21 protein-coding genes are annotated in these 24,187 nt (G+C 59.7%); 11 read left to right on the top strand and 10 right to left on the bottom strand.

All coding sequences use genetic code 11. The features are described from left to right. On the bottom strand, positions 1–1,647 hold a 1,647-nt coding region (gene hutU / locus H621_RS0117155; RefSeq protein WP_028944585.1), incomplete at its 3' end, for a urocanate hydratase. A 388-nt stretch (positions 1,648–2,035) separates the two neighbouring features. Continuing rightward, on the bottom strand, positions 2,036–2,788 hold the full coding sequence (gene hutC / locus H621_RS0117150) for a histidine utilization transcriptional repressor HutC (protein ID WP_028944584.1): 753 nt from the start codon (positions 2,786–2,788) through the stop codon (positions 2,036–2,038). Positions 2,789–3,164: 376 nt separating this feature from the next. Between hutC and H621_RS0117145 the strand changes: the two genes are divergently transcribed. Next, positions 3,165–4,595: an amino acid permease gene (locus H621_RS0117145; RefSeq protein WP_051270571.1), complete on the top strand. Its 1,431-nt coding sequence runs from the start codon at positions 3,165–3,167 to the stop codon at positions 4,593–4,595. A gap of 100 nt (positions 4,596–4,695) precedes the next feature. Here H621_RS0117145 and H621_RS0117140 read toward each other — a convergent pair whose 3' ends face one another. Then, entirely contained in the window at positions 4,696–6,423 is a 1,728-nt protein-coding gene (locus H621_RS0117140; protein ID WP_028944582.1) for a cobaltochelatase CobT-related protein, read from the bottom strand. Between the two features lie 16 nt (positions 6,424–6,439). Continuing rightward, the gene (locus H621_RS0117135; RefSeq protein WP_028944581.1) at positions 6,440–7,420 is read right to left on the bottom strand and encodes an AAA family ATPase; all 981 of its coding nucleotides are present in this window, start codon (positions 7,418–7,420) and stop codon (positions 6,440–6,442) included. A gap of 157 nt (positions 7,421–7,577) precedes the next feature. On the opposite strand from H621_RS0117135, the gene H621_RS0117130 reads away from it, so the two are divergent. Beyond that, complete coding sequence (locus tag H621_RS0117130; RefSeq protein ID WP_245219087.1) at positions 7,578–7,886, top strand: hypothetical protein; 309 nt, start codon at positions 7,578–7,580, stop codon at positions 7,884–7,886. 91 nt (positions 7,887–7,977) lie between these two features. On the opposite strand, the gene H621_RS0117125 is transcribed toward H621_RS0117130, so the two are convergent. The 3 genes from H621_RS0117125 to H621_RS0117115 all read right to left on the bottom strand — a co-directional run bounded on the left by H621_RS0117125 (position 7,978) and on the right by H621_RS0117115 (position 12,250). Then, positions 7,978–9,111 (bottom strand): pyridoxal-phosphate-dependent aminotransferase family protein, encoded by a 1,134-nt coding sequence (locus H621_RS0117125; RefSeq protein ID WP_028944579.1) that lies wholly within the window; start codon positions 9,109–9,111, stop codon positions 7,978–7,980. Positions 9,112–9,198: 87 nt separating this feature from the next. After that, positions 9,199–10,518, bottom strand: a complete 1,320-nt coding sequence (locus tag H621_RS0117120; RefSeq protein ID WP_028944578.1) for an MFS transporter — start codon at positions 10,516–10,518, stop codon at positions 9,199–9,201. Positions 10,519–10,585: 67 nt separating this feature from the next. Continuing rightward, complete coding sequence (locus tag H621_RS0117115; RefSeq protein ID WP_028944577.1) at positions 10,586–12,250, bottom strand: GMC family oxidoreductase; 1,665 nt, start codon at positions 12,248–12,250, stop codon at positions 10,586–10,588. Positions 12,251–12,438: 188 nt separating this feature from the next. On the opposite strand from H621_RS0117115, the gene H621_RS0117110 reads away from it, so the two are divergent. Then, positions 12,439–13,257, top strand: coding sequence for an IclR family transcriptional regulator (locus H621_RS0117110; RefSeq protein ID WP_028944576.1), 819 nt, complete (start codon positions 12,439–12,441; stop codon positions 13,255–13,257). Positions 13,258–13,290: 33 nt separating this feature from the next. Here H621_RS0117110 and H621_RS0117105 read toward each other — a convergent pair whose 3' ends face one another. Both H621_RS0117105 and thiS read right to left on the bottom strand, forming a co-directional pair. Beyond that, positions 13,291–14,088, bottom strand: a complete 798-nt coding sequence (locus tag H621_RS0117105) for a thiazole synthase (RefSeq protein ID WP_028944575.1) — start codon at positions 14,086–14,088, stop codon at positions 13,291–13,293. Positions 14,089–14,129: 41 nt separating this feature from the next. Next, the gene (gene thiS / locus H621_RS0117100) at positions 14,130–14,330 is read right to left on the bottom strand and encodes a sulfur carrier protein ThiS (RefSeq protein ID WP_028944574.1); all 201 of its coding nucleotides are present in this window, start codon (positions 14,328–14,330) and stop codon (positions 14,130–14,132) included. A gap of 298 nt (positions 14,331–14,628) precedes the next feature. On the opposite strand from thiS, the gene H621_RS0117095 reads away from it, so the two are divergent. The 8 genes from H621_RS0117095 (at position 14,629) to H621_RS0117060 (ending at position 23,536) form a co-directional block, all read left to right on the top strand. Then, complete coding sequence (locus H621_RS0117095) at positions 14,629–16,017, top strand: aminotransferase family protein (protein WP_028944573.1); 1,389 nt, start codon at positions 14,629–14,631, stop codon at positions 16,015–16,017. A gap of 220 nt (positions 16,018–16,237) precedes the next feature. After that, the gene (pdxR, locus tag H621_RS0117090) at positions 16,238–17,704 is read left to right on the top strand and encodes a MocR-like pyridoxine biosynthesis transcription factor PdxR (protein WP_028944572.1); all 1,467 of its coding nucleotides are present in this window, start codon (positions 16,238–16,240) and stop codon (positions 17,702–17,704) included. A 280-nt stretch (positions 17,705–17,984) separates the two neighbouring features. Beyond that, positions 17,985–18,125: a hypothetical protein gene (locus H621_RS28485; RefSeq protein WP_156905617.1), complete on the top strand. Its 141-nt coding sequence runs from the start codon at positions 17,985–17,987 to the stop codon at positions 18,123–18,125. Between the two features lie 57 nt (positions 18,126–18,182). Continuing rightward, positions 18,183–19,943, top strand: a complete 1,761-nt coding sequence (gene xsc, locus H621_RS0117080; protein ID WP_051270569.1) for a sulfoacetaldehyde acetyltransferase — start codon at positions 18,183–18,185, stop codon at positions 19,941–19,943. A gap of 99 nt (positions 19,944–20,042) precedes the next feature. Next, complete coding sequence (locus H621_RS0117075) at positions 20,043–20,996, top strand: bifunctional enoyl-CoA hydratase/phosphate acetyltransferase (RefSeq protein WP_028944569.1); 954 nt, start codon at positions 20,043–20,045, stop codon at positions 20,994–20,996. 28 nt (positions 20,997–21,024) lie between these two features. Next, positions 21,025–21,324 (top strand): DUF6506 family protein, encoded by a 300-nt coding sequence (locus tag H621_RS0117070; RefSeq protein WP_028944568.1) that lies wholly within the window; start codon positions 21,025–21,027, stop codon positions 21,322–21,324. A gap of 296 nt (positions 21,325–21,620) precedes the next feature. Next, the gene (locus H621_RS0117065) at positions 21,621–22,658 is read left to right on the top strand and encodes a YeiH family protein (RefSeq protein WP_028944567.1); all 1,038 of its coding nucleotides are present in this window, start codon (positions 21,621–21,623) and stop codon (positions 22,656–22,658) included. 104 nt (positions 22,659–22,762) lie between these two features. Then, positions 22,763–23,536 (top strand): TSUP family transporter, encoded by a 774-nt coding sequence (locus H621_RS0117060; RefSeq protein WP_028944566.1) that lies wholly within the window; start codon positions 22,763–22,765, stop codon positions 23,534–23,536. Between the two features lie 19 nt (positions 23,537–23,555). Here H621_RS0117060 and sorB read toward each other — a convergent pair whose 3' ends face one another. Beyond that, positions 23,556–24,182 (bottom strand): SorB family sulfite dehydrogenase c-type cytochrome subunit, encoded by a 627-nt coding sequence (gene sorB / locus H621_RS0117055; RefSeq protein WP_028944565.1) that lies wholly within the window; start codon positions 24,180–24,182, stop codon positions 23,556–23,558. Positions 24,183–24,187 lie beyond the last annotated feature (5 nt).

Below are 24,187 nucleotides of genomic sequence, written 5' to 3'. Positions count from 1 at the left end.
GCCTTGTTCCTTGGCGCAGTCGATGGCGATCTGGTAGCCGGCATCGGCGTGACGCATGACGCCGGTGGCCGGGTCGTTGTGCAGTACGCGAGCGATACGCTCGGCCGCTTCATCGGTACCGTCGCAGACGATCACCATGCCCGAGTGCTGGGAGAAGCCCATGCCGACGCCGCCACCGTGGTGCAGCGAAACCCAGGTCGCGCCGCTGGCGGTATTGAGCAGGGCGTTGAGCAGTGGCCAGTCGGAGACGGCGTCGGAGCCATCCTGCATCGACTCGGTCTCGCGGTTGGGGCTGGACACCGAGCCCGAGTCCAGGTGGTCGCGGCCGATGACGATCGGCGCCGACAGCTCGCCGCTGCGGACCATTTCGTTGAAGGCCAGGCCCAGTTTGGCGCGCAGGCCCAGGCCAACCCAGCAGATACGTGCCGGCAGTCCCTGGAAGCTGATGCGCTCGCGCGCCATGTCCAGCCAGTTGTGCAGGTGGGCGTCGTCGGCGATCAGTTCCTTGACCTTGGCGTCGGTCTTGTAGATGTCTTCAGCGTTGCCCGACAGTGCCGCCCAGCGGAACGGACCGATACCGCGGCAGAACAGCGGACGGATGTAGGCCGGTACGAAACCCGGGAAGTCAAAGGCATTGCTGACGCCTTCTTCCTTGGCCATCTGGCGAATGTTGTTGCCATAGTCGAAGGTCGGGATGCCCTGCTTCTGGAAATCGAGCATGGCCTGGACGTGTACGGCCATCGATTGCTTGGCAGCCTTGACCACGGCAGCCGGGTCGGTCTGGGCGCGGTCGCGGTACTGTTCCCAGGTCCAGCCGGCTGGCAGGTAGCCGTTCAGTGGGTCGTGGGCGCTGGTCTGGTCGGTGACCATGTCGGGACGCACGCCACGCTTGACCAGTTCCGGCAGGATTTCGGCGGCGTTGCCCAGCAGGGCGATGGAGATGGCCTTGCCTTCGGCGGTGTACTTGGCGATACGGGCCAGGGCGTCGTCCAGGTCCTTGGCTTGCTCGTCGACATAGCGGCTGCTCAGGCGGAAGTCGATGCGGCTCTGCTGGCATTCGATGTTCAGCGAGCAGGCACCGGCCAGGGTCGCGGCCAGTGGCTGGGCACCGCCCATGCCGCCCAGGCCTGCGGTCAGTACCCACTTGCCCTTGAGGCTGCCGTTGTAGTGCTGGCGACCGGCTTCGACGAAGGTTTCGTAGGTGCCCTGGACGATGCCCTGGCTGCCGATGTAGATCCAGCTGCCGGCGGTCATCTGGCCGTACATGGCCAGGCCCTTGGCATCCAGTTCGTTGAAGTGTTCCCAGTTGGCCCAGTGCGGCACCAGGTTGGAGTTGGCGATCAGCACGCGCGGGGCGTTGCTGTGGGTCTTGAACACGCCGACCGGCTTGCCCGACTGCACCAGCAGGGTTTCGTCGTCGTTCAGGTTGGTGAGGCTCTCGACGATCTTGTCGTAGCACTCCCAGTTGCGTGCAGCGCGGCCGATGCCGCCATAAACCACCAGCTCCTTGGGGTTCTCTGCCACTTCCGGGTCGAGGTTGTTCATCAGCATGCGCAGCGGGGCTTCAGTCAGCCAGCTTTTGGCGGTGAGCTTGTTGCCGCGGGCTGCGCGGATTTCGACGTCACGCTTGCGAGTACTGGTGGTCATGGTCATTGCCTCATTCAGTGGTAGGTGAATGTTGGTAAGTCTCATGATGTACATATGAGCTTATACCAACCTGTATGTACAAGTAGGTGCAAGCAAGAGGCCAAAATCAGGTTTTGTCGGGAGTCTAAAAACATTAAAAAGTAAAAATTAGTTATAAAACAAACGGATAGATTTTTTAAAACGTGAGCGGTGTACGAAGCGATGCTGAAAAAATTGTTGCAAATTCAGCATGGTCTTAGAGAGGCGAGGGAGATTTCGTAACATTTTTTGTGGACTGAAAAGCGAAATGTCACTTTTCTGCCATTCCAGGCTGCGCCAGTAACAGCGCGAGCGCTTGCAACCTGAGGAGGGTCATCGAGCGACAGGCGGGGGGCGCTCGAACCTTGCTTCAGTTGCCGACCTTGCCTTCCAGGCGATAGCGCGAACCTGGATAAACCAGGCGTGCACAGCCAACCTGGCCCTTCGCCGCCCAGGTGCGTCGACGAATCAACAGGCACGGCTCGTAGCGCTTGATTTGCAGCAACTTGCATTCGGCGGACCTGGCGTGGATGGATTCGACCATGTGTTCGCCTTCAGTCAGCGGTGCCAATTGGATCAGGTAGGCGTAAGGGGTGACCTGGGTAAAGTCCTGCTCTAGATAAGCCGGCGCTACCTCGGCATTCACGAAGCGTTCTTCTATCTGTACGGGCACTTCGTTTTCGTAATGCACCAGCACCGAGTGGAACACGCGCTTGACCCCTTCAAGCGGGAAGGGCATCGAAGCACGGGCGCGCTCGGGCATTTCTTCGAGCACGATCACTTCGCTGCGATGCTGATGGCCGCGGGCAGCAATTTCATCGGCAATATTGTGAATCTCAAACAGCGCCGCACGACCCTTGGGTTCAGCGACGAAAGTGCCGACACCCTGCATGCGTACCAATGCGCCCTCGATGGTCAACTCGCGCAGTGCCCGATTGATGGTCATGCGGCTCACGCCCAGCACATTCAGCAGTTCGCTTTCCGAAGGCAGCTTGGAGTTGGGCAGCCATACGCCGGAGCGAATCTTCTGCATGATGATTTGCTTGACCCGCGCGTACAGCGGCGAGGGGCTTTCGAGCGAGAACGACTCGAGGGACGCATTTTCCTCGTTGGATTTAGGCACGTTGTTTCCTGATGTAGAAAAAATTGCTCCGACAAACGTGGAGCGGAGTTTACTCTGCTGTCGCCAATACGCCTATGCGTGCAGGAGGGGGACGCACTGCAGGTAAACCCGCATTTTCGATCCATGAACTTCCTCTAGCTGACGTCAAAACTTTCTTAACTTAACGAGTTGTCAGGGTTTCAACGAATTTTCCGCCTGGTTCTGAATGCATCGCCGTGGCTCCAGCCGCGCGTCGTAATTGGCCCTAAAAAGTTATGCACACCCGGAAGACACTGCGTGAGCAGCCAAATTCGACCCCCACAACCTGAGGGGGTCGAGGACCGACTGCTTCAAAAAATGCCTTTCAACCTAAAATAATAACGATGGGGTGAGCAGCATGTCCGTACCTCAACAAACCCAATCAGAAAGTTCCAACGGCGGCCTGCAATCCGGGCTCAAGCAACGTCACATGGCCATGATCGCGTTGGGTGGTGTCATTGGTGCCGGTCTGTTTGTCGGCAGCGGTGTGGTCATCCAGTCGGCAGGGCCTGCAGCTCTGATTTCATTCATGGTCACCGGCGTACTGGTCATCCTGATCATGCGCATGCTCGGCGAAATGGCCTGTGCTTTACCGGCGGTTGGGTCCTTTTACGAATATGCACGCATGGCCTGGGCCGACAGTCCACAGACAAGCCAATTGGCCGGTTTTCTCACCGGTTGGATGTATTGGTATTTCTGGGTGATTGTCGTCGCCGTCGAAGCGGTGGCAGGCGCTTCACTCATTCAGTTTTGGTTGCCGGATGTTCCGGCCTGGGCCATCAGCTTAGTGCTGATGATAATTCTGACATTCACTAACTTGTGCTCGGTCGCGTCCTTCGGTGAATTCGAGTTCTGGTTTTCCTCGATCAAGGTTGCAGCAATCCTGGTCTTTCTACTGCTGGGTGGGTTGTATCTGCTCGGTATGTGGCCGACCGAAACCCACCACGGGTTGAGTTCGATGTTAAGCAACGGCGGCTTCATGCCCAACGGTATCGGGCCGGTGCTGACGGGTGCAGTGGCCGCGACCGGATTTTATTTCGGGGCCGAGATCGTCACCGTGGCTGCCGCAGAGTCCTCCGATCCGGTTCGCTCGGTCGCGCGGGCGACCAATTCGGTGATCACCCGCGTGCTGTTCTTCTACGTCGGGTCGATCCTGCTGGTGGTCACGCTGGTTCCCTGGAACTCACCTGCAATGCTCACGCCGTACTCCAGTGCGCTTGCAGCCATGGGCTTCGGTTGGACCGCACACGTTATGAACGCCATCGTGCTGACGGCAGTGCTGTCTTGCCTCAATTCGGGCATCTACGCGTCTTCGCGCATGCTCTTCGCGTTGACTAAACGAGGTGATGCACCGCGGGGCTTGGCCAAGCTGTCTTCGAAGGGCGTACCGCGTCGGGCGATCTTGTTCGGTACGCTGTTCGGCTATTTATCGGTGGTCATGTCGTACGTATCGCCGGACACCATCTTCGCCTTTCTGGTCAACTCCTACGGCACCGTGGCGATCTTCGTCTACGTGCTGATCGCCCTCTCCCAGCTGCGCTTGCGGGCCAAGCTGGAGCGTGAGGCGCCGGAGAAACTCAAAGTGCGGATGTGGTGTTATCCCTACCTGACCTACGTTGCCATCATTGGCATGCTCGGTATCGTCACCGGCATGGCGTTCATACCCGAGCAACGCATGCCGCTGGCACTGGGCGTGGTCAGTTTGGCGATTCTGTTGTTGGCATTCCTCAGTCGCAGCATCTGGCGGCGGCTCAAAGGCCTGCCGACAGTTGTTCCGGTGAGCAGCTAGACGTTACATTCCGCTCGAGTGTGTTCGGCCGAACCGTACAGTCATTGAACGGTTTGACCGAACCCACGAGAGCAGTGGTGCGCTGTTTCGTTATGGGACGTTACGGGCGGCCGTTGAGCAGACGCAGGACCTCATCGAATACCGCGTTGTCCAGGCTACGCGACAAATCCAGCTCAAGGCTGCGGCGATAGTAAGCGCTCAGGTCCAGGCCCACGCCAAGGGCGTGCAACTCAATAGTTCCTTCTTGTTCGATTTGTCGCGTCACTTGTTTGAGGTGCAGGTCGAGGATGTCTTGCTGATTGGTTTGGTGGGTGGCGCTGTCCATCGGGCAGCCGTCGGACATGACGATCAGGATGCGTCGCCGAGCGTCGCGCTGCAGCAACCGCTGACGTGCCCAGAGTAGCGCTTCACCATCGATGCCCTCGCGAAAAAGATCAGACTTGAGCAGCGCGGCAATGCTCGGCCGGGCGCGACGCCATGACGTTTCGGCATTCTTGTAGACCACATGACTAAGCTCGTTGAGCCTGCCCGGATTGGCTGGCTGGCCCAGGGCGCGCCAGCGCTTCAAAGGACGCCCGCCGTTCCATTGGCCAGTGGTGAAGCCAAGGATTTCACTGCGAGCACCCGCCAGTTCCAATGCTCGACAAAAGGCGTCAGCCAGCAAGGCGATGCTTTCGATATGGTTGCGCATGGAACCGGAATTATCGATCAACAGGGTGACCAGGCAATCACTGTGCGGGCGCTCCAGCTCGTGGCGAAAAATCTCGCGTTGTTCAGGGCTGATGATCAGGCGACTGAGTCGGCCGGCATCGATCTGCCCTTCGGTCTGGGCAAACGCCCAGCCATCGCGACGTGGCGCAGCCAGCAGGGCGCCCAGGCGCTTGGCCAGGCGTGGCAGATTGAGGCCCTGGGCCGCCAGGCGTCGGTCCAGGCGCTGGCGCAACTCGCGCAACAGTTCGATGCGCACCAGGCTGCTGGCCTCGCGCTCGCAATCATGCTCGCGGCTGAATACCTGATAGGAAAAGGTGTCGTTGCTGCCGCGTGGATTGCCGTGGGTTTCGCCGCTGCTGCTGATCTCTCCCTCGCCATCCTGATCCACATCCAATAACAGCGCGAAGGCCAGGTGGGCCTTTTCGCCGACCCCAGAAACGTTGCTCTCGTCGTCGCCGAGCAGTTCGGCGTCCAGTTGCTCGATCAGCTCCTGTGCCTTGGCGGCAATCAGCAAGGCATGCTCAGTGAACGCCGGTTGATCATGACGACAGCGGCGCATCAGACCGAAGGCTGCGCCGAAGTGGCCGAGCAGGCTCAAGCGAGGCGCTTCAATGAGCATCTCCGTTTGTTCACCGGCGCGGCCGCCACACAGCAGAATCCAGCTCATTTGCGCCAGGGTGAACAGCAGCAGTCCAATGTGTCCTTCGGTGTGTCCGGCATCGAGAAACTGCTGGCTCCACTGCTCGAAGCGCCGCAGCATATTTCGCCGTGCACCGGGATGACAGTCGGCTACCAACGACTCGACGCGCAGTTGCTCAAGTAACTCAAACACCAGGCGGGCGATGGGCTGCGCTGGAAGAACCTGGCGCACCAGCGCCTGATCACTGTGTTTCAGGCGCAGCGCCAGGCTATCTGCCACGCCGCGCCAGGCGAGGCTTTCATCGTGTTCCGGGTTGGGGCGCAAGTGCGGGGCGTGGACTGGAAAGTGCTGTTCCTGTACTTCCAGCCGGCCGCCGCGATAGCGCACGCGCCGCTCACCGGACAGTGCCCGCAGCGTCGCCGCGCAAAGTTCCTCGAGTTGTTGTTGACGTTTCTCGCGGCGTAGCGGTGAGGTCATGGTGGTCTTCCTGTGGTCAGGCCAGTGCCAGCAAGGGGAACGCCGATTCGGCCAACTCATGGTCGAAGCAGCGTTGGTAGTATTCGGCAACGAGTGGCCGCTCTACTTCATCGCATTTGTTGAGGAACGACAGGCGGAAGGCCAGCGCAGGGTCGCTGAAAATTTCCATGTTCTCAGCCCAGGAAATAACGCAGCGCGGCGACATCAGGGTCGACAGGTCGCCGCTGGCGAAGCCTTGGCGGGTCAGGTCGGCGACTGCCACCATTTGCGTCAGCAAACCTTCGCCATGGCGGGCGAGCAAATGCGGCACCCGCGCAGCGACAATGGCCACTTCTTCGGCCTGCGGCAGGTAGTTCAGGGTGGCGACGATGTTCCAGCGATCCAGCTGCGCCTGATTGAGGACCTGAGTGCCGTTGTAAAGCCCATTCAAGTTGCCCAGGCCAACGGTGTTGGCGGTGGCGAACAAGCGGAACGAGGGGTGCGGATGGATCACCAGATTCTGGTCGAGCAGATTGAGCTTTCCGTCGCGTTCGAGAATGCGCTGAATGACAAACATGACATCCGGGCGGCCAGCGTCGTATTCGTCGAAGATCAGCGCCATGGGCCGGCGCAGTGCCCAGGGCAAAATGCCTTCCTGGAACTCGGTGACTTGCTTGCCGTCGCGAAGAACGATGCCGTCTTTGCCGATCAGGTCCAGGCGGCTGATGTGTCCGTCCAGGTTGACTCGCGTGCACGGCCAGTTGAGCCTTGCCGCGACCTGTTCGATATGCGTCGACTTGCCGCTGCCGTGCAGGCCTTGAAGCATTACCCGGCGATTACGGGTAAAACCCGCGAGAATCGCCAGGGTGACCTCCGGATTGAAACGATAGGCCGTGTCGATCTCCGGCACATGTTCGTTCGGCGTGAGGAACGTCGGTACGCGCATGTTGGAGTCGATACCGAACAACTCCCGGACAGGGACCAGGCGGCTGGCAGGTTCGAAGTTCAGGTCGGTCATGAATATCGCCTTTGAGGGCCGGAAAGGAAGTCTTGATTCTAGGAGGGGCTCTGGGGCGGGGGAGGGGCCAGTTAGCGCAACTCAATGCGGCCAGGCGTGGCTGGCACCATGTTCAGGTGAAGGCTGGCCCTATGGTCCAGGAACAAGGCGGCCAAGGATGGTCCCGTTAGTCAATCGCCTGGCGGTTGCCGCCAAACAACTTCGAGAGGTCTACCTGATGTCCGCCGATACCCTGACGATCACCCTGGATCCGCAACTTCTTGAACTGTTTCGCCGTTATCAGGTGCACACCCAGGTCACCCCGGCGTATTACATCGACGAATTGCTGGCCCGGACCCGGCCAACCCTGCAGGCGGTGGTCGAGGCACTGGACGAAGCCGCTGGAGATCCCGAGGCGTTGGCCCAGCTGTTTGGTCGCAGGATGGCCAACTTGATGCAGCCGTCGAGTGATCAGGCCAGTGCCTGAAAGCCAATAGCCGACGCCTGCTTGAAGGGGTAGCAAAGCCTGGGCTCGTCAGAAGTTGCTAGCTTCTGCGAGCCTCAGCGAACGTGAGGGGTCAGTTGTCGATGATCTCGTTCAACGCCTGTTCAAGCGTGCTGACCGTGCGCTCGATGTTGTGCAGCTTTTCGAGCCCGAACAACCCAATGCGAAAGGTCTGGAAGTCGACAGGTTCGTCGCATTGCAGCGGCACGCCGGCAGCAACCTGCAGGTTGTGCGAGGCAAACTTCTTGCCGCTTTTTATCTCGGCATCGTCGGTATAGCTGACCACCACGCCGGGGGCCTGGAAGCCGTCTGCAGCGACACTCTTGATACCCTTGCTGGTCAACAAGGCGCGAACTCGGTCACCCAGTGCCTGCTGTTCGTCGCGGACCTTGTCGAAGCCGTAGGCTTGGGTTTCTTTCATCACTTCGTTGAAATGCGCCAGGGCATCGCTGGGCATGGTTGCGTGGTAGGCATGCCCGCCCTGTTCGTAGGCCTGCATGATCTGCAGCCATTTTTTCAGGTCGCAGGCAAAGCTGCTGCTCTGGGTATGCTCGATGCGTTCGAGGGCCAGGGGGCTGAACATCACCAAGGCGCAGCAAGGTGATGCACTCCAGCCTTTTTGCGGCGCACTGATCAGCAGGTCGATCGCGCACTTGTGCATATCGAGCCAGAGCGCGCCCGAGGCGATGCAGTCCACCACGAACAATCCCCCCACGGCATGGACTGCGTCACCGACGGCGCGCAAGTAGTCATCGGGCAGGATGATCCCCGAGGACGTCTCGACGTGAGGCGCGAAGACAATCTGCGGTTTCTGCGCCTCGATGGCTGCCAGTACTTCCTCGAGCGGTGGCGGGGCGAAGGCGGCCTGGCGGCCGGATTCGACCGGTCGGGCCTTGAGCACCGTGGTAGCCGCCGGGATGTTTCCCATCTCAAGAATTTGGCTCCAGCGATAACTGAACCAGCCGTTGCGTATCACCAGGCATTGCTGGCCGCTGGCAAACTGCCGCGCCACTGCTTCCATGCCGAAGGTGCCGCTGCCGGGAACCACGGCAACAGCCTGGGCGTTGTACACCTGCTTCAAGGTAGTGGAAATGTTGTTCATCACCCCTTGGAACATCTGCGACATGTGGTTGAGCGAGCGGTCGGTGTAGACCACCGAGTACTCGACCAGCCCCTCGGGGTCGATGCTGGGATAAAGCTTTGACATGGATGACTCCTGCGGCAGATAAGTCAGTGTAAAGCCCTTCCCGCAATGGGTCGGGCGATGCGCCGAGTGTAGCGGCTCAGCGTGTATTCAGGAGGTGGGGGTCGGCGCCGGACTGAATTCGCCCTTCATCTGTTCACCTTTGCGCGCGCCGATCCACCAGGCGCAGTAAGCACTGACCGCGCCGGCGATCAGCACATACAAACAGGTCGTCCATGGCTGCCCAGCGCTGCTGCGCATCAATGCGGTGGCGATCATCGGGGTCAGGCCGCTGGCGAAGATGCCGGAGAATTGATAGACGAACGAGATGCCGGTATAGCGCACTTTGGCGTCGAACAGCTCACAGAACATTGCCGCCTCAGGGCCGTAGACCGCCGCATAGAGAATGCCGAAGGGCACTACGATCGCAATCCACACCATGAACATGTCGCCATTGCTGACCAACATCATCCAGAAGGCTGGAAAGGCAGACAGAGCGGTAATCAGTGATCCCCAGAAGTACACGCGAGTCCGGCCGATACGATCGGACAAGGCGCCGAACATCGGGATGGTGAAGCACATCACCACCGCCGCCACCATTACCCCGATCAATGCCTGGGAGCGTGGCAGGTTGAGCGTCTGGGTCAGGTAGCTGAGTGAAAAAACCCCGAAAACATTGAAAAATACGCCATCGATGTAACGTGCGCCCATACCGGCCAGGACGTTTTTCGGGTAACGCTTCATCATGTCCACGAACGGGATGGCGGCTTCGGCATTGGCTGTTTTGACTTTGGCGAATTCGGGGCTTTCCATCACATTCAGACGGATCCAGGTGCCGACGAACACCAGCAAGGCGCTGAGCAGAAATGCGATACGCCAGCCCCAATCGAGAAACTGAGTGTCGCTCAGGACATAGGACAGCAGCCCTACCACCCCGGAGGCCAGGCACAAACCGATGGCCAGGCCAATCTGTGGCAAGCTGGCGTAGAAGCCGCGCTTGTGTTTTGGCGCGTACTCGAAGGCCATCAGCACCGCGCCTCCCCATTCGCCTCCCAGGCCGATGCCCTGTACGACGCGCAGCAGTAGCAGCAGGATCGGCGCCCAGATGCCGATAGTGTTGTAACTGGGTACCAGACCAATGAGGAAGGTGGCCACGCCCATGATCATCATGGTCATGATCAGCATGCTTTTTCGCCCGATCTTGTCGCCGAAGTGACCGAAAATCACTCCGCCGATCGGGCGGCTGAGAAAGCCGACAGCGAAGGTGCCGTAGGCCAACATGGTCGATACCAGGGGGTCATCGCTTGGAAAGTACAACTGGTTGAACACAACGCCGGCGACGACGCCGTAAAGGAAGAAGTCGTACCATTCGATGGTAGCGCCTATAACACTGGCAATAACCACCTTGCGCACAGGGCTGGCCGTGGACATGTCATTGTTCCTATTGTTGTATTTATAAGGAAGGTGAGCGCATTTGCGCGCTGCCTTGAATGTTCCATCAGGATGCGTAGGTGCTCAGTTCCGGCATCGCTGGCGCGACGCAATGCGGCGTGCGAACGCTGGGCCGCTGACAATCTTCAAGAATCATTGTCGAGGCCTTTTCGGCGATCATTACCACCGGCACGTTGGTGTTGCCCGAGACCAGGGTCGGCATGATCGAGCAGTCGACCACTCGCAGCCCCTGCACGCCATGAACACGCAGGCGTGAATCCACCACTGCGAGCGGATCGTTACCCATCTTGCAGGTCCCGGAGGGATGAAAGATGGTCGCCCCGTACTGACGGCAGAACTCGAGAATCTGCTCATCGCTCTGGGTTTCGCTGCCGGGGCGGAACTCACGGCAAATCAGCTGCTTGAGCGGCCCGGTCTCGGCCAGCTTGCGGGTGTAGCGCACGGCGGCGATTACCGTTTTGCGATCCAGTTCGGTCGACAGGTAATTGGGCTGCATCGACGGGGGTTGCATAGGATCGGTGGAGGTAATGCGTACATAGCCACGGCTTTCGGGGCGCAATTGGCAAACCGACATGGTGAAGCCGGAGAAGGGGTGCACACTGCCGCCGGCAGAGTCGGCACTGAGCGTACCGAAGTGGTACTGGATGTCGGGGGTGGCGCTTTGCTCCAGCACCCGTGTGAACAATCCGCCCTGGTTGATACCGATGGCCAGTGGCCCGCTGCGGGTCAATAACCACTGCAGGCCCATGCGCAGTTTACGCAAGGGTGAACGCAGGTCATCGTTGGTGGTGATCGGCCTTGTGCACTCGTAGATCAAGCGAATCTGCAGATGGTCCTGCAGGTTTTCACCCACGCCCGGCAGCGCATGCACTGCGGCGATATTGAATTTTTTCAACAGTTGCGAAGGACCGACACCGGAGAGTTGCAAGAGCTGCGGTGATTGCAGCGCACCGGCACTGAGGATCACTTCGCGTCTAGCCTTGACGCTCAGCGACTGGCCGTTCTGACGGTACTGAACGCCAACTGCACGGGTGCCGTCAAAGAGTATCTTCTCGGCGTGGGCAAGCGACGCTATGGTCAGGTTTGCACGCCGCTTGGCGGGGTGCAGATAAGCCACCGCGGTGCTGCAGCGCAAACCCTTGCGGGTGGTCAGTTGGTAGTAACCGACGCCCTCCTGGTCACCGCTGTTGAAATCCTCGACATGGGGCACGCCGAGTTCTTTGGCCGCGCCGATAAAGCCTTCGGTGAGGGGATGGCGCGCCTTGATGCTGGATGCCGACAAGGGCCCGTCTGTGCCGCGTGTGGGACCCGGGCCAAGGTCGTTGCACTCGGCACGACGGAAGTACGGCAATACATCGTCCCAGCCCCAACCCACATTGCCGGCGCTGGCCCAGGCATCGTAGTCGGCGCGCTGGCCACGAATGAAAATGAGCCCGTTGATTGAACTGCAGCCGCCGAACACCTTGCCGCGCGGCCAGTAGATGCGCCGGTCGTTCATGCCGGGATCAGGATCGGTGTAGAAGCCCCAGTTGTACACCGGGTGGAACATGGTCTTGGCATAGCCTATCGGGATGTGGATCCACGGATAGCGATCCGCAGGCCCCGCCTCGAGCAGGCAAACGCTGTATCGTCCATTCTCGCTGAGTCTATTGGCTAGAACACAGCCGGCTGAGCCGGCACCGACAATGACGAAGTCATAGGCACGTGACATCCGAAATCCTCTTCTTTTTATAGTTGTGAACCCGAATTGCACTTGCAAACTAGAACAATACATTCCATTTATATGGGGCCAGATTTAACGCGTTGATAAGTCCACTGGCTTTTTTGCACGCAACGTCGGCTTAATTCATTAATAATTAATGAATTAATTCGCCATGACATTTCATCGGGTGCTTGATAATGGAACATATCAAACCGAAATTTGCAGAGGACCAGCCCGAGCCGGTCAGCGGCGAGAACCCCGATCGCAGCCTGCGCGCCTTGCTGTTACTGGAAGTGCTGGCCAACGCGGATGCGCCGTTGTCGCTTGCACAGTTGTGCGACCGGCTTGCAGCGCCCAAGGCCACGCTGCTGCGTATGCTGGTCGCGTTGGAGCGACTGGGTTTTCTGCTACGCGAAGTGGACGACAAGACCTACCTGCTCGGTCCGCGCGCCAGCCGCCTGGGGCTGGCGCTGTTGCGTAACCAAGTGGTGCTGCAACGCAGTCGGCTCGTTTTGCAGGCACTGGTGCGGCAGTTGGGTGAAACCTGCAACCTGACGGCATTGGATGGCGACAGTGTGATTTACGTCGACCGCGTGGAAACCCACGAGCCCTTGCGCCTGCATGTCGAGCCCGGGACCCATGTGCCGTTGCATTGCACTGCCAGCGGCAAGTTGTTCCTCGCCGAAATGCCTGCGCACAGGCGCAGAGACATACTCAAGCAGCTTGAGCTTACGCCGAGCTCCGATCGCAGCATCACCGATTGCGATTTGCTGGAATCCGAGCTGGAGCGTATCCGCGCCCGGGGTGTAGGGATCGACAGTGAGGAGTTTGTCAGAGGCATGGTGGCGGTCGCGGTGCCAATCAGAGGTGCCGATGGCCAGTGCCTGGCAGCATTGGCCTGCCATGCGCCCACGGCACGCAAAAGTCTCAACGAGCTGATCGAATACATTCCGCAATTGCAGGCAGCCGCCGCGCAATTGGCGCTGTCACTGGCCTTGGATTCCTCTCGCGGCTGAGCCTTCAGTGCGCTCAGCCGCGCCTTCGAGCACTTATAGAAACAGGCCGCTCAAGGGCGAGGAAGCGTCCCCACTGAGCCGGCGCGGCATCCGTCCCGCCAGGTAAGCTTCGCGGCCGGCTTCGACCGCCTTGCGCATCGCCGAGGCCATGCGGATTGGCGCGCGCGCGCGGGCAATCGCGGTATTCATCAGTACTCCGTCGCAGCCCAGCTCCATGGCAATGGCGGCATCCGAGGCGGTGCCGACACCGGCATCGACGATCACCGGGACCTTGGCGTTTTCCACGATCAAGCGGATGTTGTAGGGATTACGAATACCCAGACCGGAACCGATCGGCGCGCCCAGGGGCATTACCGCTACGCAGCCAATTTCCTCGAGGCGCCGGGCTACCAGCGGGTCGTCGCTGGTGTAGACCATCACCTTGAAGCCCAGGTCGACCAACTGTTGAGCGGCGATCAGGGTTTCACCGATATCGGGGTACAGGGTCTGGCTGTCGCCGAGCACTTCCAGTTTGACCAGGTTGTGGCCGTCCAGCAGTTCACGTGCCAGCAAACAGGTGCGTACAGCATCCTTGGCCGTGTAGCAGCCGGCGGTATTGGGCAGCAGGGTGTAGCGTTGCGGGGAGACCACGTCGAGTAGATTGGGTTGATCGGCCTCCTGGCCAAGGTTGCTGCGGCGCACTGCAAAGGTAACGATCTGCGCCGCGCTGGTCTCGATTGCTGCGCCAGTCTCGGTCAGGTCTGCGTAGTGGCCTGTGCCCACCAGCAAGCGTGAGGCGTAGGGCTGGCCGGCAATGATCAGTGGGTCGGGGGCTGTGCCAGTGCTTGTCATAGAGGCTCCAGTTGGGAGAGGGATGGCGGGTTGAGGCGCAATCAACCGCCGCCGATGGCGTGGACGATTTCCACGCGGTCGCCCTGTTTCAGGCGCAGTTCGGCGTACTCGCTGCGTGGTACCACATCGAGGTTGTACTCAATGGCCAGGCGCCGCTCCTGCAACTGCAGGCGGATGAGCAGTTGCGCCAGATTGATGTCCGCGGGCAACCACTGGGCCACCCCGTTGATCTCCACTTCAATCATTCAGGTTCTCTTGAGATGAGGGTTCTGGTGCTCGCAGGGTGAGGGGATCGACACGCCGCTTTTAGAGCCAGTCACGGCTGCTGCGCTAGTCCAGTGCGGTGATTGAGGGCTGGCATCACGAATGGACAACAACTGGATCTAACTGCGCGCGCTGCTTGTTCTTAGTTTCTTCTCCAGGGGTGGATCGGGCAGTGCTGCATTGCGATGCCGAGTACTGCTCCTGCGTATGCGACTACCTGGAGCGTGTCTGCTGCCCGGTGAGCAACAATAAAAATGCACCAGTCGAGAGGTAAGCATGAAAACAACAGCGCACGAGTTCGATGCAGTCGAAGCACTGGCCAGTGACCGCGCTCACGTCTGGCATCACCTGTCCCAGCACAAACCGCTGGAACAGAACGATCCGCTGATGATCGTTGAAGGCAAAGGCATGCGGGTCCGCGACATCAAGGGCAACGAATACCTGGATGCGGTGTCTGGGGGCGTGTGGACCGTCAACGTTGGTTATGGCCGTGAGAGCATCGCTGACGCAGTGCGCGATCAGTTGGCGAAGATGAATTTCTTCGCAGGCTCCGCAGGCAGTGTTCCAGGCGCCTTGTTCGCCAAGAAACTGATCGAGAAGATGCCGGGCCTGAGCAGGGTGTACTACTCCAACTCAGGTTCCGAGGCCAACGAGAAGGCCTACAAGATCGTCCGGCAGATTGCGCACAAAAAGTACGGCGGCAAAAAGCACAAGATTCTGTTCCGCGAACGTGACTACCATGGCACCACCATCACAGCGCTGAGTTCTACCGGTCAGTTTGAGCGCAAGAACCAGTACGGTCCCTTCACCCCCGGTTTCGTCGAGTTTCCACATTGCTGCGAATACCGCTCGCAGTTCGGTGATGTGGCTGACTATGGCATACGCGCAGCCAAGGAAATGGAGCGCGTGATTCTCGCCGAAGGGCCGGATACCGTGGGTGCCGTGGTACTCGAACCGATCACCGCGGGGGGCGGCGTCATCACGCCGCCGGAAGGCTACTGGGAGGCCATTCAGGCGATCTGTAAAAAGTACGACATCCTCCTGCACATCGACGAAGTGGTTTGTGGTCTGGGCCGTACCGGCAAATGGTTCGGTTATCAGCACTACGGCATCAAGCCCGACATCGTCACCATGGCCAAGGGTGTGGCCAGCGGTTACGCGGCGATCTCCTGCACGGTGACCACCGAGGAAGTGTTCGACGCATTCAAGGGTGAAGCTGACGACCGCATGGGCTACTTCCGTGACATCAGCACCTTTGGTGGCTGCACTGCAGGCCCGGCGGCGGCGCTGGAGAACATGCGGATCATCGAAGACGAAGGCCTGCTGGAGAATGTCACCCACATGGGCGAGTACTTCATGGGGCGCCTGCGCGAACTGCAGGATAAGTATTCGATCATTGGTGATGTGCGCGGCAAGGGCCTGTTCTGTGGCATGGAGCTGGTCAAGGACCGCAAGACCAAGGAGCCGGTGGCCGAAAGCGTAGCCATCGCCATCGTTGCTGACTGCATGCGTCAGGGCGTGATGATCGGGCGTACCAACCGAAGCTTTGAACAATTTAACAATACCCTGTGTTTTAGCCCGGCATTGATCGCGACACAGCAGGACCTGGACGTGATTATCGTCGCCCTCGACGCTGCCTTTGGCCGTCTTGCAGCTAATCCATAACGTTTCGAACCATGAGCAGACCGGCCCCGAGTTACATTGACGGGCCGGTTTTGGCGTGTCTGCGGCGCTAATAGCGGCGCGCCGAATAGTCTTGTCGAGATGTTGTTGCTAGTCTGCTTGGCGATCGCTGCGTCAGCGGTTTGCTGGCAAGAGCATTCTGAAGTGACTGGCCGAGTGGTGTGCGGTACCAGTGCTTGTCGTCCGTTCAGTCGAGGCCGCTATGTTCCAGTTGTTCCATTTGTCCGCCGATAAATCCACCAACTTGCAGCAGCAACTGCGCGAGCAGATCGCTCAAGTCATTCTCAACGGCAATATTCCGCTCGACAGTCCCTTACCTTCAAGTCGCAAGCTGGCCAAACAGTTGAACATCGCGCGCAACACGGTAGTGCTTGCCTACGAACACTTGCTCGACGATGGCTACCTGCTGGCCCGTGAGCGCAGTGGCTACTATGTGAATCCGGACATTCTGGCGCGCAAGGTGGAGACGCCGCGTGTTCACCAGGATCAGTCGGTGACCACCAAGCAGGACTGGTCACAGCGGCTGGTGATGCAGCCGTCGCAGCAACGCAATATGAGCAAGCCACGGGATTGGCAGAATTACAAATACCCTTTTATCTACGGCCAGTTCGACCCGACGCTGTTTCCGACCGCCAACTGGCGTGAGTGCAATCGTGATGCGGTCAGCATCCCGGCGATTCGTGATTGGGCCTCGGATCGCTTCGATAACGATGATCCCTTGCTGATGGAGCAGATCAGAACTCGCCTGTTGCCGCGACGTGGTGTCTGGGCTTCGCCTGAGCAGATCTTGGTCACGGTTGGCGCCCAGCACGCGCTGTATATGTTGGCGCGTCTTCTGTTGCGCCCCGACAGTTTGATGGGCATTGAAGAGCCGGGTTATGTAGACGTGCGTAATATCGCCATGCTCAACCCTTCGCGGGTTCAGGCGCTGGCGGTGGACAACCAGGGGCTGATGCTCAGCGATGAGCTCAATGACTGCGACCTTATCTACACCACGCCCAGCCATCAGTGCCCGAGCACCGTGACCATGCCCCTGGAGCGTCGCTACGAGTTGTTGCAGCGGGCCAATGAACACGATTTTCTGATCATTGAAGACGACTACGAAAGCGAGACCAACTTCAAGGGCAGCCCGATCCCGGCACTCAAGAGCCTGGACAAGAATGATCGGGTGCTTTACGTCGGCAGCCTGTCCAAAACCCTGGCGCCGGGTTTGCGGGTTGGCTATCTGGTCGGGCCCGAAGCGCTGATCCGTGAGGCACGGGCGTTGCGGCGGTTGATGGTGCGCCATCCGGCGGCGAACAATCAGCGCTCGGTGGCGCTGTTCCTGGAGCGCGGCTACCACGATGCGTTGATCATGAGCCTGATGCGCGCGTACGAGGAGCGTCATGAGCAGATGGGCGCGGCCTTGCGAGAGTACCTGCCAGAGTCGTCCAAGGAGCCGAGCTTCGGCGGCTCCTGCTACTGGGTCAAGGGCCCCGAAAACCTCGACGCACGACGCCTGCAGAAAGTCGCCGCTGAACATGACATCTTGATCGAGCCCGGCGATATTCACTTCTTCGGCGAGCAACCGCCTCTCAACTACTTCCGTCTCGGATACTCGTCGATACCAGCCGAGCGCATCCGTCCGGGGATCAAACTGCTTGCCGAGCTCATACAGCAGATCAGCTAGGCGCTAACCCAACCACTGTCCTTGGTCACGTCACGTCGAACGCCGTTCGGCGGCGGCGTGGCGTGCCCGGTTTTTTTGTGCCCCTGCCAGGGCTGGCTTTGCGTGCTCACGCATCTGGACCCACTGGCTTAACAGGTGGCCCTCAACTGGTCCTATCTGCCGCTTCCTTTCGACTCCTACTCTAGCGCCAAGCCAGCCAGTCCTCGCCTCAACGCAAAGCACAGGCGGCTCGCTCGACCTGCCCCAAAACTCCATCACAACAACAATCGGAGAGATCGGCATGCTTAACGGAGCTAACCACCTCAAGCCCCGCGCATTACGCGCCGCCCCCTCGTACCTGGCCATCGGCCTGAGCATTCCGGCTGCACAGCGCACCTGTCTTGAAACCCATTCCTATGCAGCCGTCGCGCTGAAAGGCTGAGCCCCGAGTCATTGGCGGCGCAGCCGCCGTACCTTAAGTAACGAGAGGAAGATCGATATGCCACGCATGACCCCTAGCGAAGCAATGGTAGAAACACTGGTTGCCAATGGCGTCACCGACATCTTTGGCATCATGGGTTCGGCCTTCATGGATGCGATGGATATCTTCGCACCCGCCGGTATCCGTTTTATCCCGGTGGTCCACGAACAAGGTGCCGGGCACATGGCTGACGGCTTCTCGCGGGTCAGTGGGCGTCATGGTGTGTGCATTGCGCAGAACGGTCCTGGTATCACCAACTTTGTCACCGCTATCGCCGCCGCCTACTGGGCGCACAGCCCGGTAGTCGTCATTACGCCGGAAACTGGCTCCATGAGTCAGGGCCTGGGTGGCTTCCAGGAAGCCCAGCAACTGCCGTTCTTCGAGACCATCACCAAGTACCAGGCCCATGTGCCTAACCCTGCGCGCATGGCTGAATTGACCGGCCGCTGCTTCGATCGAGCGATGCAGGAAAATGGTCCGACCCAGCTGAACATTCCACGTGACTTCTTCTACGGCGATATCAACGTTGAAATCCCTACGCCGATTCGTATCGAGCGTAGCGCCGGTGGCGAACAAAGCCTGGCCGAAGCCGCCCAACTGCTGGCATCGGCAAAATTCCCGGTGATCATCTCTGGTGGCGGCGTGGTCATGGGCGATGCAGTCGAAGCCTGCCAGGCGCTCGCCGAATACCTCGGTGCGCCGGTGGTCAACAGCTACCTGCACAATGACTCCTTCCCGGCCAGTCACCAGCTGTGGTGCGGCCCGTTGGGCTACCAGGGCTCCAAGGCGGCAATGAAATTGCTGTCGCGCGCCGACGTGGTACTGGCCCTGGGTACCCGTCTGGGCCCATTCGGGACCTTGCCGCAGCACGGCCTGGATTACTGGCCAAAGCAGGCGAAAGTCATTCAGATCGACTGCGACTCGAAAATGCTCGGCCTGGTGAAAAAAATCAACGTCGGAATCTGCGGCGACGCCAAGGCTGCGGCGGTCAATCTGCTCGGTCGCCTGGAGAGCCTCGACGTGCTGTGCCTGGAAAACAAAGGTGCGCGCGCCGAGGAAATCGCCAAGGAAAAATATGATTGGGAAACCGAGCTGAGCGCCTGGATCCACGAGAAGGACGAGTTCTCGCTGGACATGATCAAGGAGCAAAGCGGTGAGGAAGGCAATTACCTGCACCCGCGCCAAGTGCTGCGCGAACTGGAAAAAGCCATGCCGGCCGATGCCATGGTTTCCACGGACATTGGCAACATCAATTCGGTCTCCAACAGCTACCTGCGTTTCGAGAAGCCTCGTTCATTCTTCGCCGCCATGAGCTTTGGCAACTGCGGTTATGCACTGCCGACCATCATCGGCGCCAAGGTCGCGGCACCTCACCGCACCGCCATCTCCTACGCCGGTGACGGTGCCTGGGGCATGTCGATGATGGAAATCATGACCTGCGTTCGCGAGAACATCCCGGTCACCTCGATTGTCTTCCACAACCGTCAGTGGGGCGCGGAGAAGAAGAACCAGGTGGACTTCTACAACCGTCGCTTCGTCGCGGGCGAGCTGGAAAACCAGAGCTTCGCCGGCATTGCGCGCTCGATGGGCGCCGAAGGCGTCACTGTCGACCGCCTCGAAGACGTTGGCCCGGCGCTGCAGGCAGCCTGTGAGGCACAGAAGGCTGGCAAGACCACAGTTATCGAAATCATGTGCACACGTGAACTGGGCGATCCGTTCCGCCGCGATGCGTTGTCCAAGCCGGTGCGTTTCCTTGAGAAGTACAAAGACTACGTCTAAGTCGCCGAAGTGACCGGTTGATACCGGACACCTGAAACACTGCCGCGGCGCCTTCGGGCGCTGTTGCATCTTCGACTGTGAACAATCAGGAATCCAAGCATGTTGAGCACTATTCCTCCGGAATGCCCGGCATTCCTGCTTGACCGCGCCAAGGCGCTGCCGCGCGTGGTCACTGCGGTGGTCAATCCCGTCAACCTGCTCAGCCTCAGCGGTGCCAAGCGGGCGTGCGATGAAGGGCTTATCGAGCCCGTGCTGGTCGGGGATCAGGGGCGCATTCGTGCCTTGGCCGATGTCCTGGGCTGGGATCTGCATGACCTGCGCATACAGCATGTCAGTGACGAGGCGCAGTGCGCTGAAGCCGCCAGCATGCTGGCTGGATCGGGTACTGCGCAGGCACTGATGAAGGGGCATCTGCACACCGATGAATTGCTGCGTGCAGTGCTGAAACGAGAGTTCGGGCTGCGTTCGGCCAGCCGTCTCAGTCATGTGTTCCATATGACGTTGCCGGGCAGCGACAAGGCATTGTCGATCACCGATGCGGTGATCAACGTACAGCCAACGATCGTCGACAAGATTCATATCGCACGCAATGCCATCGAGCTGATGCATGCCTTAGGTTATGAAAAGCCGCGCATGGCGGTGTTGTCGGGTACCGAAGAAGTGGTGCCTAGCATGCCGTCCAGCAAGGATGCCGCGGAGCTTGCCAAACTGGCGGCGATCGGTGCCTTGGGCGACGCCTGCGTCGAAGGTCCTCTGGCCTTCGACAACGCGGTATCGCTGGAAGCTGCGCGAATCAAGGGGATCGGCGGTGAGGTCGCGGGTAATGCCGATATCTTGTTGGTACCGAACCTGGAAGCCGGCAATTTTCTGTTCAAACAGATGGTCTACTTCATGAGCGCCACGGCCGCCGGCCTGGTGCTGGGCGCGCGGGTGCCGATCATTCTCACCTCGCGAGCCGACCCGTTGGAGGCGCGCCTGGCGTCGTGTGCGCTGTCGTCCATTTTTATCGACTATCGTCGTCAGATGCGCAACCACCTGCAGGCTGCCAGCTAAGCAACTTCAAGACACCAGGAGATCGATGATGGCTGTGCAACGTTATGGTTTTATCTTCAAGGCACCCGGCATGCAGTTCCTCACCCACAACGGGCGACTGGAATCCGATGCCTTCGCGGCGACCGTGTGTGGTGTTGCCAGCATCGAGGAAGCGGTACTGGTGGCCCAGGAGTTATTGACCCGGCATGTTCAATTGATCGAAGTGTGCGGCGCATTCACCGAGGCCGACGTCGAGCAGATCCGCAGTGCCATTGATGATCGGGTTCCCGTGGCCGCGGTGCAATACAGTGCCGAAACACGCCAGCGCCTGCAGCAGTTATCCAATTGAGTTGTACACCCCCCAATGCGCCGCAGGCCTCAACCTGACGCATCGCAAGAACGTCCCCCGGTTACCCACTGACCGTGCCTGCATCAGGCATTGCAGGCGTGGTAACTGCGGCCATGAGTAACGCAAAGCCAGGCGGCGCGAGGCTTTGCGTGCAGCTGCCGACTGGCCCCTAAGACGGTGTCGACGTGGTCCTAATGAGAGGAAGTTGATTTCTCTAGCATCAAAACCCAGTGATTCCACAACCACAGGGTGTAGCTGACACAATGAAAACAAAACAGCATCACACAATTCCCCCTATGCCCAGCCAGTCGTTCGACACGGCCCAGCCCTCGATGTCGTGGTTGGCACGTCGGCAGCAGAAACTCAGCCTGTTGTTGCCGGGTATTCTTGCCTCGGTTGTCGTTGCCGCCAGCGCCACTTTCCTTTCTGAACATTACGGTGCGCCGGTGATGTTGATGGCCCTGCTGCTGGGCATGGCATTGGGGTTTCTCTCCGAGGAGGGGCGGGCGGTCGCCGGTATTCGCTTCACCTCCAGCACCATCCTGCGCTGTGGCGTGGCGCTGCTGGGCATGCGCATTACCGTGGAGCAGATCCTCTCGCTGGGCGGTACGTTGATGGCGGTGGTGATCGGTGCCGTGTTCCTGACCATCAGTTTCGGCATCCTCTTGTCTCGACTGCTTGGCCAGTCGCGTGACTTCGGTATTCTCAGCGGTGGCAGTGTGGGCATCTGTGGCGCGTCGGCGGCGTTGGCCATTTCTGCGGTACTGCCGCAGGACAAGAACAGCGAGCGCAACATCATTTTCACGGTGATCAGTGTGACTGCACTGAGCACCATCGCCATGATTGCCTACCCACCGATTGCTCAATGGATCGGCCTGGACGCCCATCAGGCCGGGATATTTCTTGGCGCAACTATTCATGACGTGGCCCAGGTAGTGGGCGCTGGCTACAGCATGTCGGAGGAGACCGGCGATACCGCAACCGTGGTCAAGCTGTTGCGCGTGGCCATGCTGGTACCCATCGTTTTCAGCCTGTCCCTGCTGTTGCGCAAGCGCGGCGATGGCGGGCCGCGCCCGGCCTTGCCGCTGCCCTTGTTCATCATCTTCTTTGTCGTATTTGTGGCTATCAACAGCAGCGGCATCGCCTCGACGCAGATTCAGGCCTTTGCCGGCGATGTGTCGCGTTGGTGCCTGGTGACCGCCATCGCCGCGCTGGGCATGAAAACCTCATTGAAGGCACTGCTGGAAGTCGGTTGGCGTCCAGCGACCCTACTGGTCAGTGAAACGCTATTTCTCGCGGCCTTGATTCTGATTGCGGTCAAATGGCTGGCATGAGCCTGCACCATGGGTGATGCCCATCACCCCCGCCTGATCTCCCGACTGCCGCCGCCACAGAAACTGTGCGGCGGCAGTCTGGCTTAACCAGCAATGGAGGCGGTATGAGCCTGCAAGTGCATCTGATTTTTCTGTGTTGTGTGGCCCTGGCAACTGTTGCCCAGAGCCTGACCGGTTTTGCCTTTGGCCTGATTCTGATGGGGTTGATTGCCTCTTTGCACATGGTGCCGCTGACTGAAGTGGCGGTGGTGATCAGCATCCTCACCCTGGGCAATGCCATGGCCACGCTTGGCGGGCCGAAGCCGCAGCTGGACCGGGCGGTACTGATGCCGGTACTGATCAGCAGCCTGCTTGGCGTCAGCCTGGGGATATGGGGGCTCGGTGCGTTGAGCGGCAGTCAGATAACCTGGCTGCGGGTTCTGCTCGGCGTACTGATCGTCGCGGCCAGCTTCATGCTGGTGGTGCAGAACAAGCCCAGGGCACGACTGTCACAACAGCCTTCGTTCTGGCTGGCCGGGGGGCTATGTGGCCTGCTCAATGGTTTGTTTTCCAGTGGCGGGCCGCCGATTGTTTTCCACCTGTATCGCCAGCCCCTGGGTTACGAAATTATCCGCAATACCCTGGTCACCGTGTTCGCCGCCAATGCGGCGGCGCGTCTGGGCCTGGTTGTCGCCCAAGGACAGATGCACATGTCCACGCTGCTATTGAGCGCCGAAGCATTGCCGTTGGTGCTGCTGGTCAGTTGGCTGGTGCGGCGCTATCCGCCGAAGTTGTCGCCGCGGACGGTGCGCTGGATAGTCTTTGTGCTGATGGCGCTAGCAGGCATCAGTTTGATCTGGGGTTCGTTGCCGGGGCTTCTGGCGCAAACATCGGCATGAACACTGACCCCGACACGGCTTACTGATCCAGTATGAAAGCGGAAAGGGTCTGCAGGTGCTGCGCGCTCAACTGCGGGTAAGGCGGCATAGGCGTTTGCCCCCATTTCCCGGTACCTCCCTGCTGAATACTGGCGGCTACCTTGGTCATTGCCTGCGGATCATTTGCATACTTTGCAGCGACCTCGTGATACGCCGGGCCTACGACCTTGTGATCGATTGCGTGGCAGGACAGGCATGCATTGTTCTGTAGCAGCGCTGTTGCATCGACTTTCGCGACAGTCGCCTGGACCTTCGGCGAACTGGCAGCCTGCACCTCGGCATCGCTTGCCTGGGCACTGCCGTAGGTCACAGCCAGGTAGGCTCCGATAATGCTCACATCCTGATCGCTGATGGGAGCACCGTACACGTGCTGCATCTTGCTGGCTTCTGCAGTCCACTGCGCCAACGTCATTCCGGGAGGCTGGAAACTGATGTAATCGGCGGAATGGCAGGTCGAGCATTTTTGCTGGGCCAACTGATAACCGGGCAGGGTGCTGGGCTTGAGCGCAGCGGTTTCGGGCGGCAAGGTGATCGACAGCGGCGCCGCGCTGGCAATGGCAGCCAGACAGGCCTGCGCCGTACACAGCAAAGTGATCAGACGTTTCATGCAAG

Source organism: Pseudomonas vranovensis DSM 16006 (assembly GCF_000425805.1).
Lineage (GTDB): Bacteria > Pseudomonadota > Gammaproteobacteria > Pseudomonadales > Pseudomonadaceae > Aquipseudomonas > Aquipseudomonas vranovensis.
Note: the sequence above shows the minus strand (reverse complement) of the source record. Positions and strands in the feature narration are given on the sequence as shown.

Bases quoted from the DNA above. Each gene is read 5' to 3' on its own strand.
- H621_RS0117145 (WP_051270571.1), top strand. From the start codon at position 3,165: ATGTCCGTACCTCAACAAACCCAATCAGAAAGTTCCAACGGCGGCCTG.
- H621_RS0117140 (WP_028944582.1), bottom strand. From the start codon at position 6,423: ATGACCTCACCGCTACGCCGCGAGAAACGTCAACAACAACTCGAGGAA.
- H621_RS0117135 (WP_028944581.1), bottom strand. From the start codon at position 7,420: ATGACCGACCTGAACTTCGAACCTGCCAGCCGCCTGGTCCCTGTCCGG.
- H621_RS0117130 (WP_245219087.1), top strand. From the start codon at position 7,578: ATGGTCCCGTTAGTCAATCGCCTGGCGGTTGCCGCCAAACAACTTCGA.
- H621_RS0117125 (WP_028944579.1), bottom strand. From the start codon at position 9,111: ATGTCAAAGCTTTATCCCAGCATCGACCCCGAGGGGCTGGTCGAGTAC.
- H621_RS0117120 (WP_028944578.1), bottom strand. From the start codon at position 10,518: ATGTCCACGGCCAGCCCTGTGCGCAAGGTGGTTATTGCCAGTGTTATA.
- H621_RS0117115 (WP_028944577.1), bottom strand. From the start codon at position 12,250: ATGTCACGTGCCTATGACTTCGTCATTGTCGGTGCCGGCTCAGCCGGC.
- H621_RS0117110 (WP_028944576.1), top strand. From the start codon at position 12,439: ATGGAACATATCAAACCGAAATTTGCAGAGGACCAGCCCGAGCCGGTC.
- H621_RS0117105 (WP_028944575.1), bottom strand. From the start codon at position 14,088: ATGACAAGCACTGGCACAGCCCCCGACCCACTGATCATTGCCGGCCAG.
- H621_RS0117095 (WP_028944573.1), top strand. From the start codon at position 14,629: ATGAAAACAACAGCGCACGAGTTCGATGCAGTCGAAGCACTGGCCAGT.
- pdxR (WP_028944572.1), top strand. From the start codon at position 16,238: ATGTTCCAGTTGTTCCATTTGTCCGCCGATAAATCCACCAACTTGCAG.
- H621_RS28485 (WP_156905617.1), top strand. From the start codon at position 17,985: ATGCTTAACGGAGCTAACCACCTCAAGCCCCGCGCATTACGCGCCGCC.
- xsc (WP_051270569.1), top strand. From the start codon at position 18,183: ATGCCACGCATGACCCCTAGCGAAGCAATGGTAGAAACACTGGTTGCC.
- H621_RS0117075 (WP_028944569.1), top strand. From the start codon at position 20,043: ATGTTGAGCACTATTCCTCCGGAATGCCCGGCATTCCTGCTTGACCGC.
- H621_RS0117070 (WP_028944568.1), top strand. From the start codon at position 21,025: ATGGCTGTGCAACGTTATGGTTTTATCTTCAAGGCACCCGGCATGCAG.
- H621_RS0117065 (WP_028944567.1), top strand. From the start codon at position 21,621: ATGCCCAGCCAGTCGTTCGACACGGCCCAGCCCTCGATGTCGTGGTTG.
- H621_RS0117060 (WP_028944566.1), top strand. From the start codon at position 22,763: ATGAGCCTGCAAGTGCATCTGATTTTTCTGTGTTGTGTGGCCCTGGCA.
- sorB (WP_028944565.1), bottom strand. From the start codon at position 24,182: ATGAAACGTCTGATCACTTTGCTGTGTACGGCGCAGGCCTGTCTGGCT.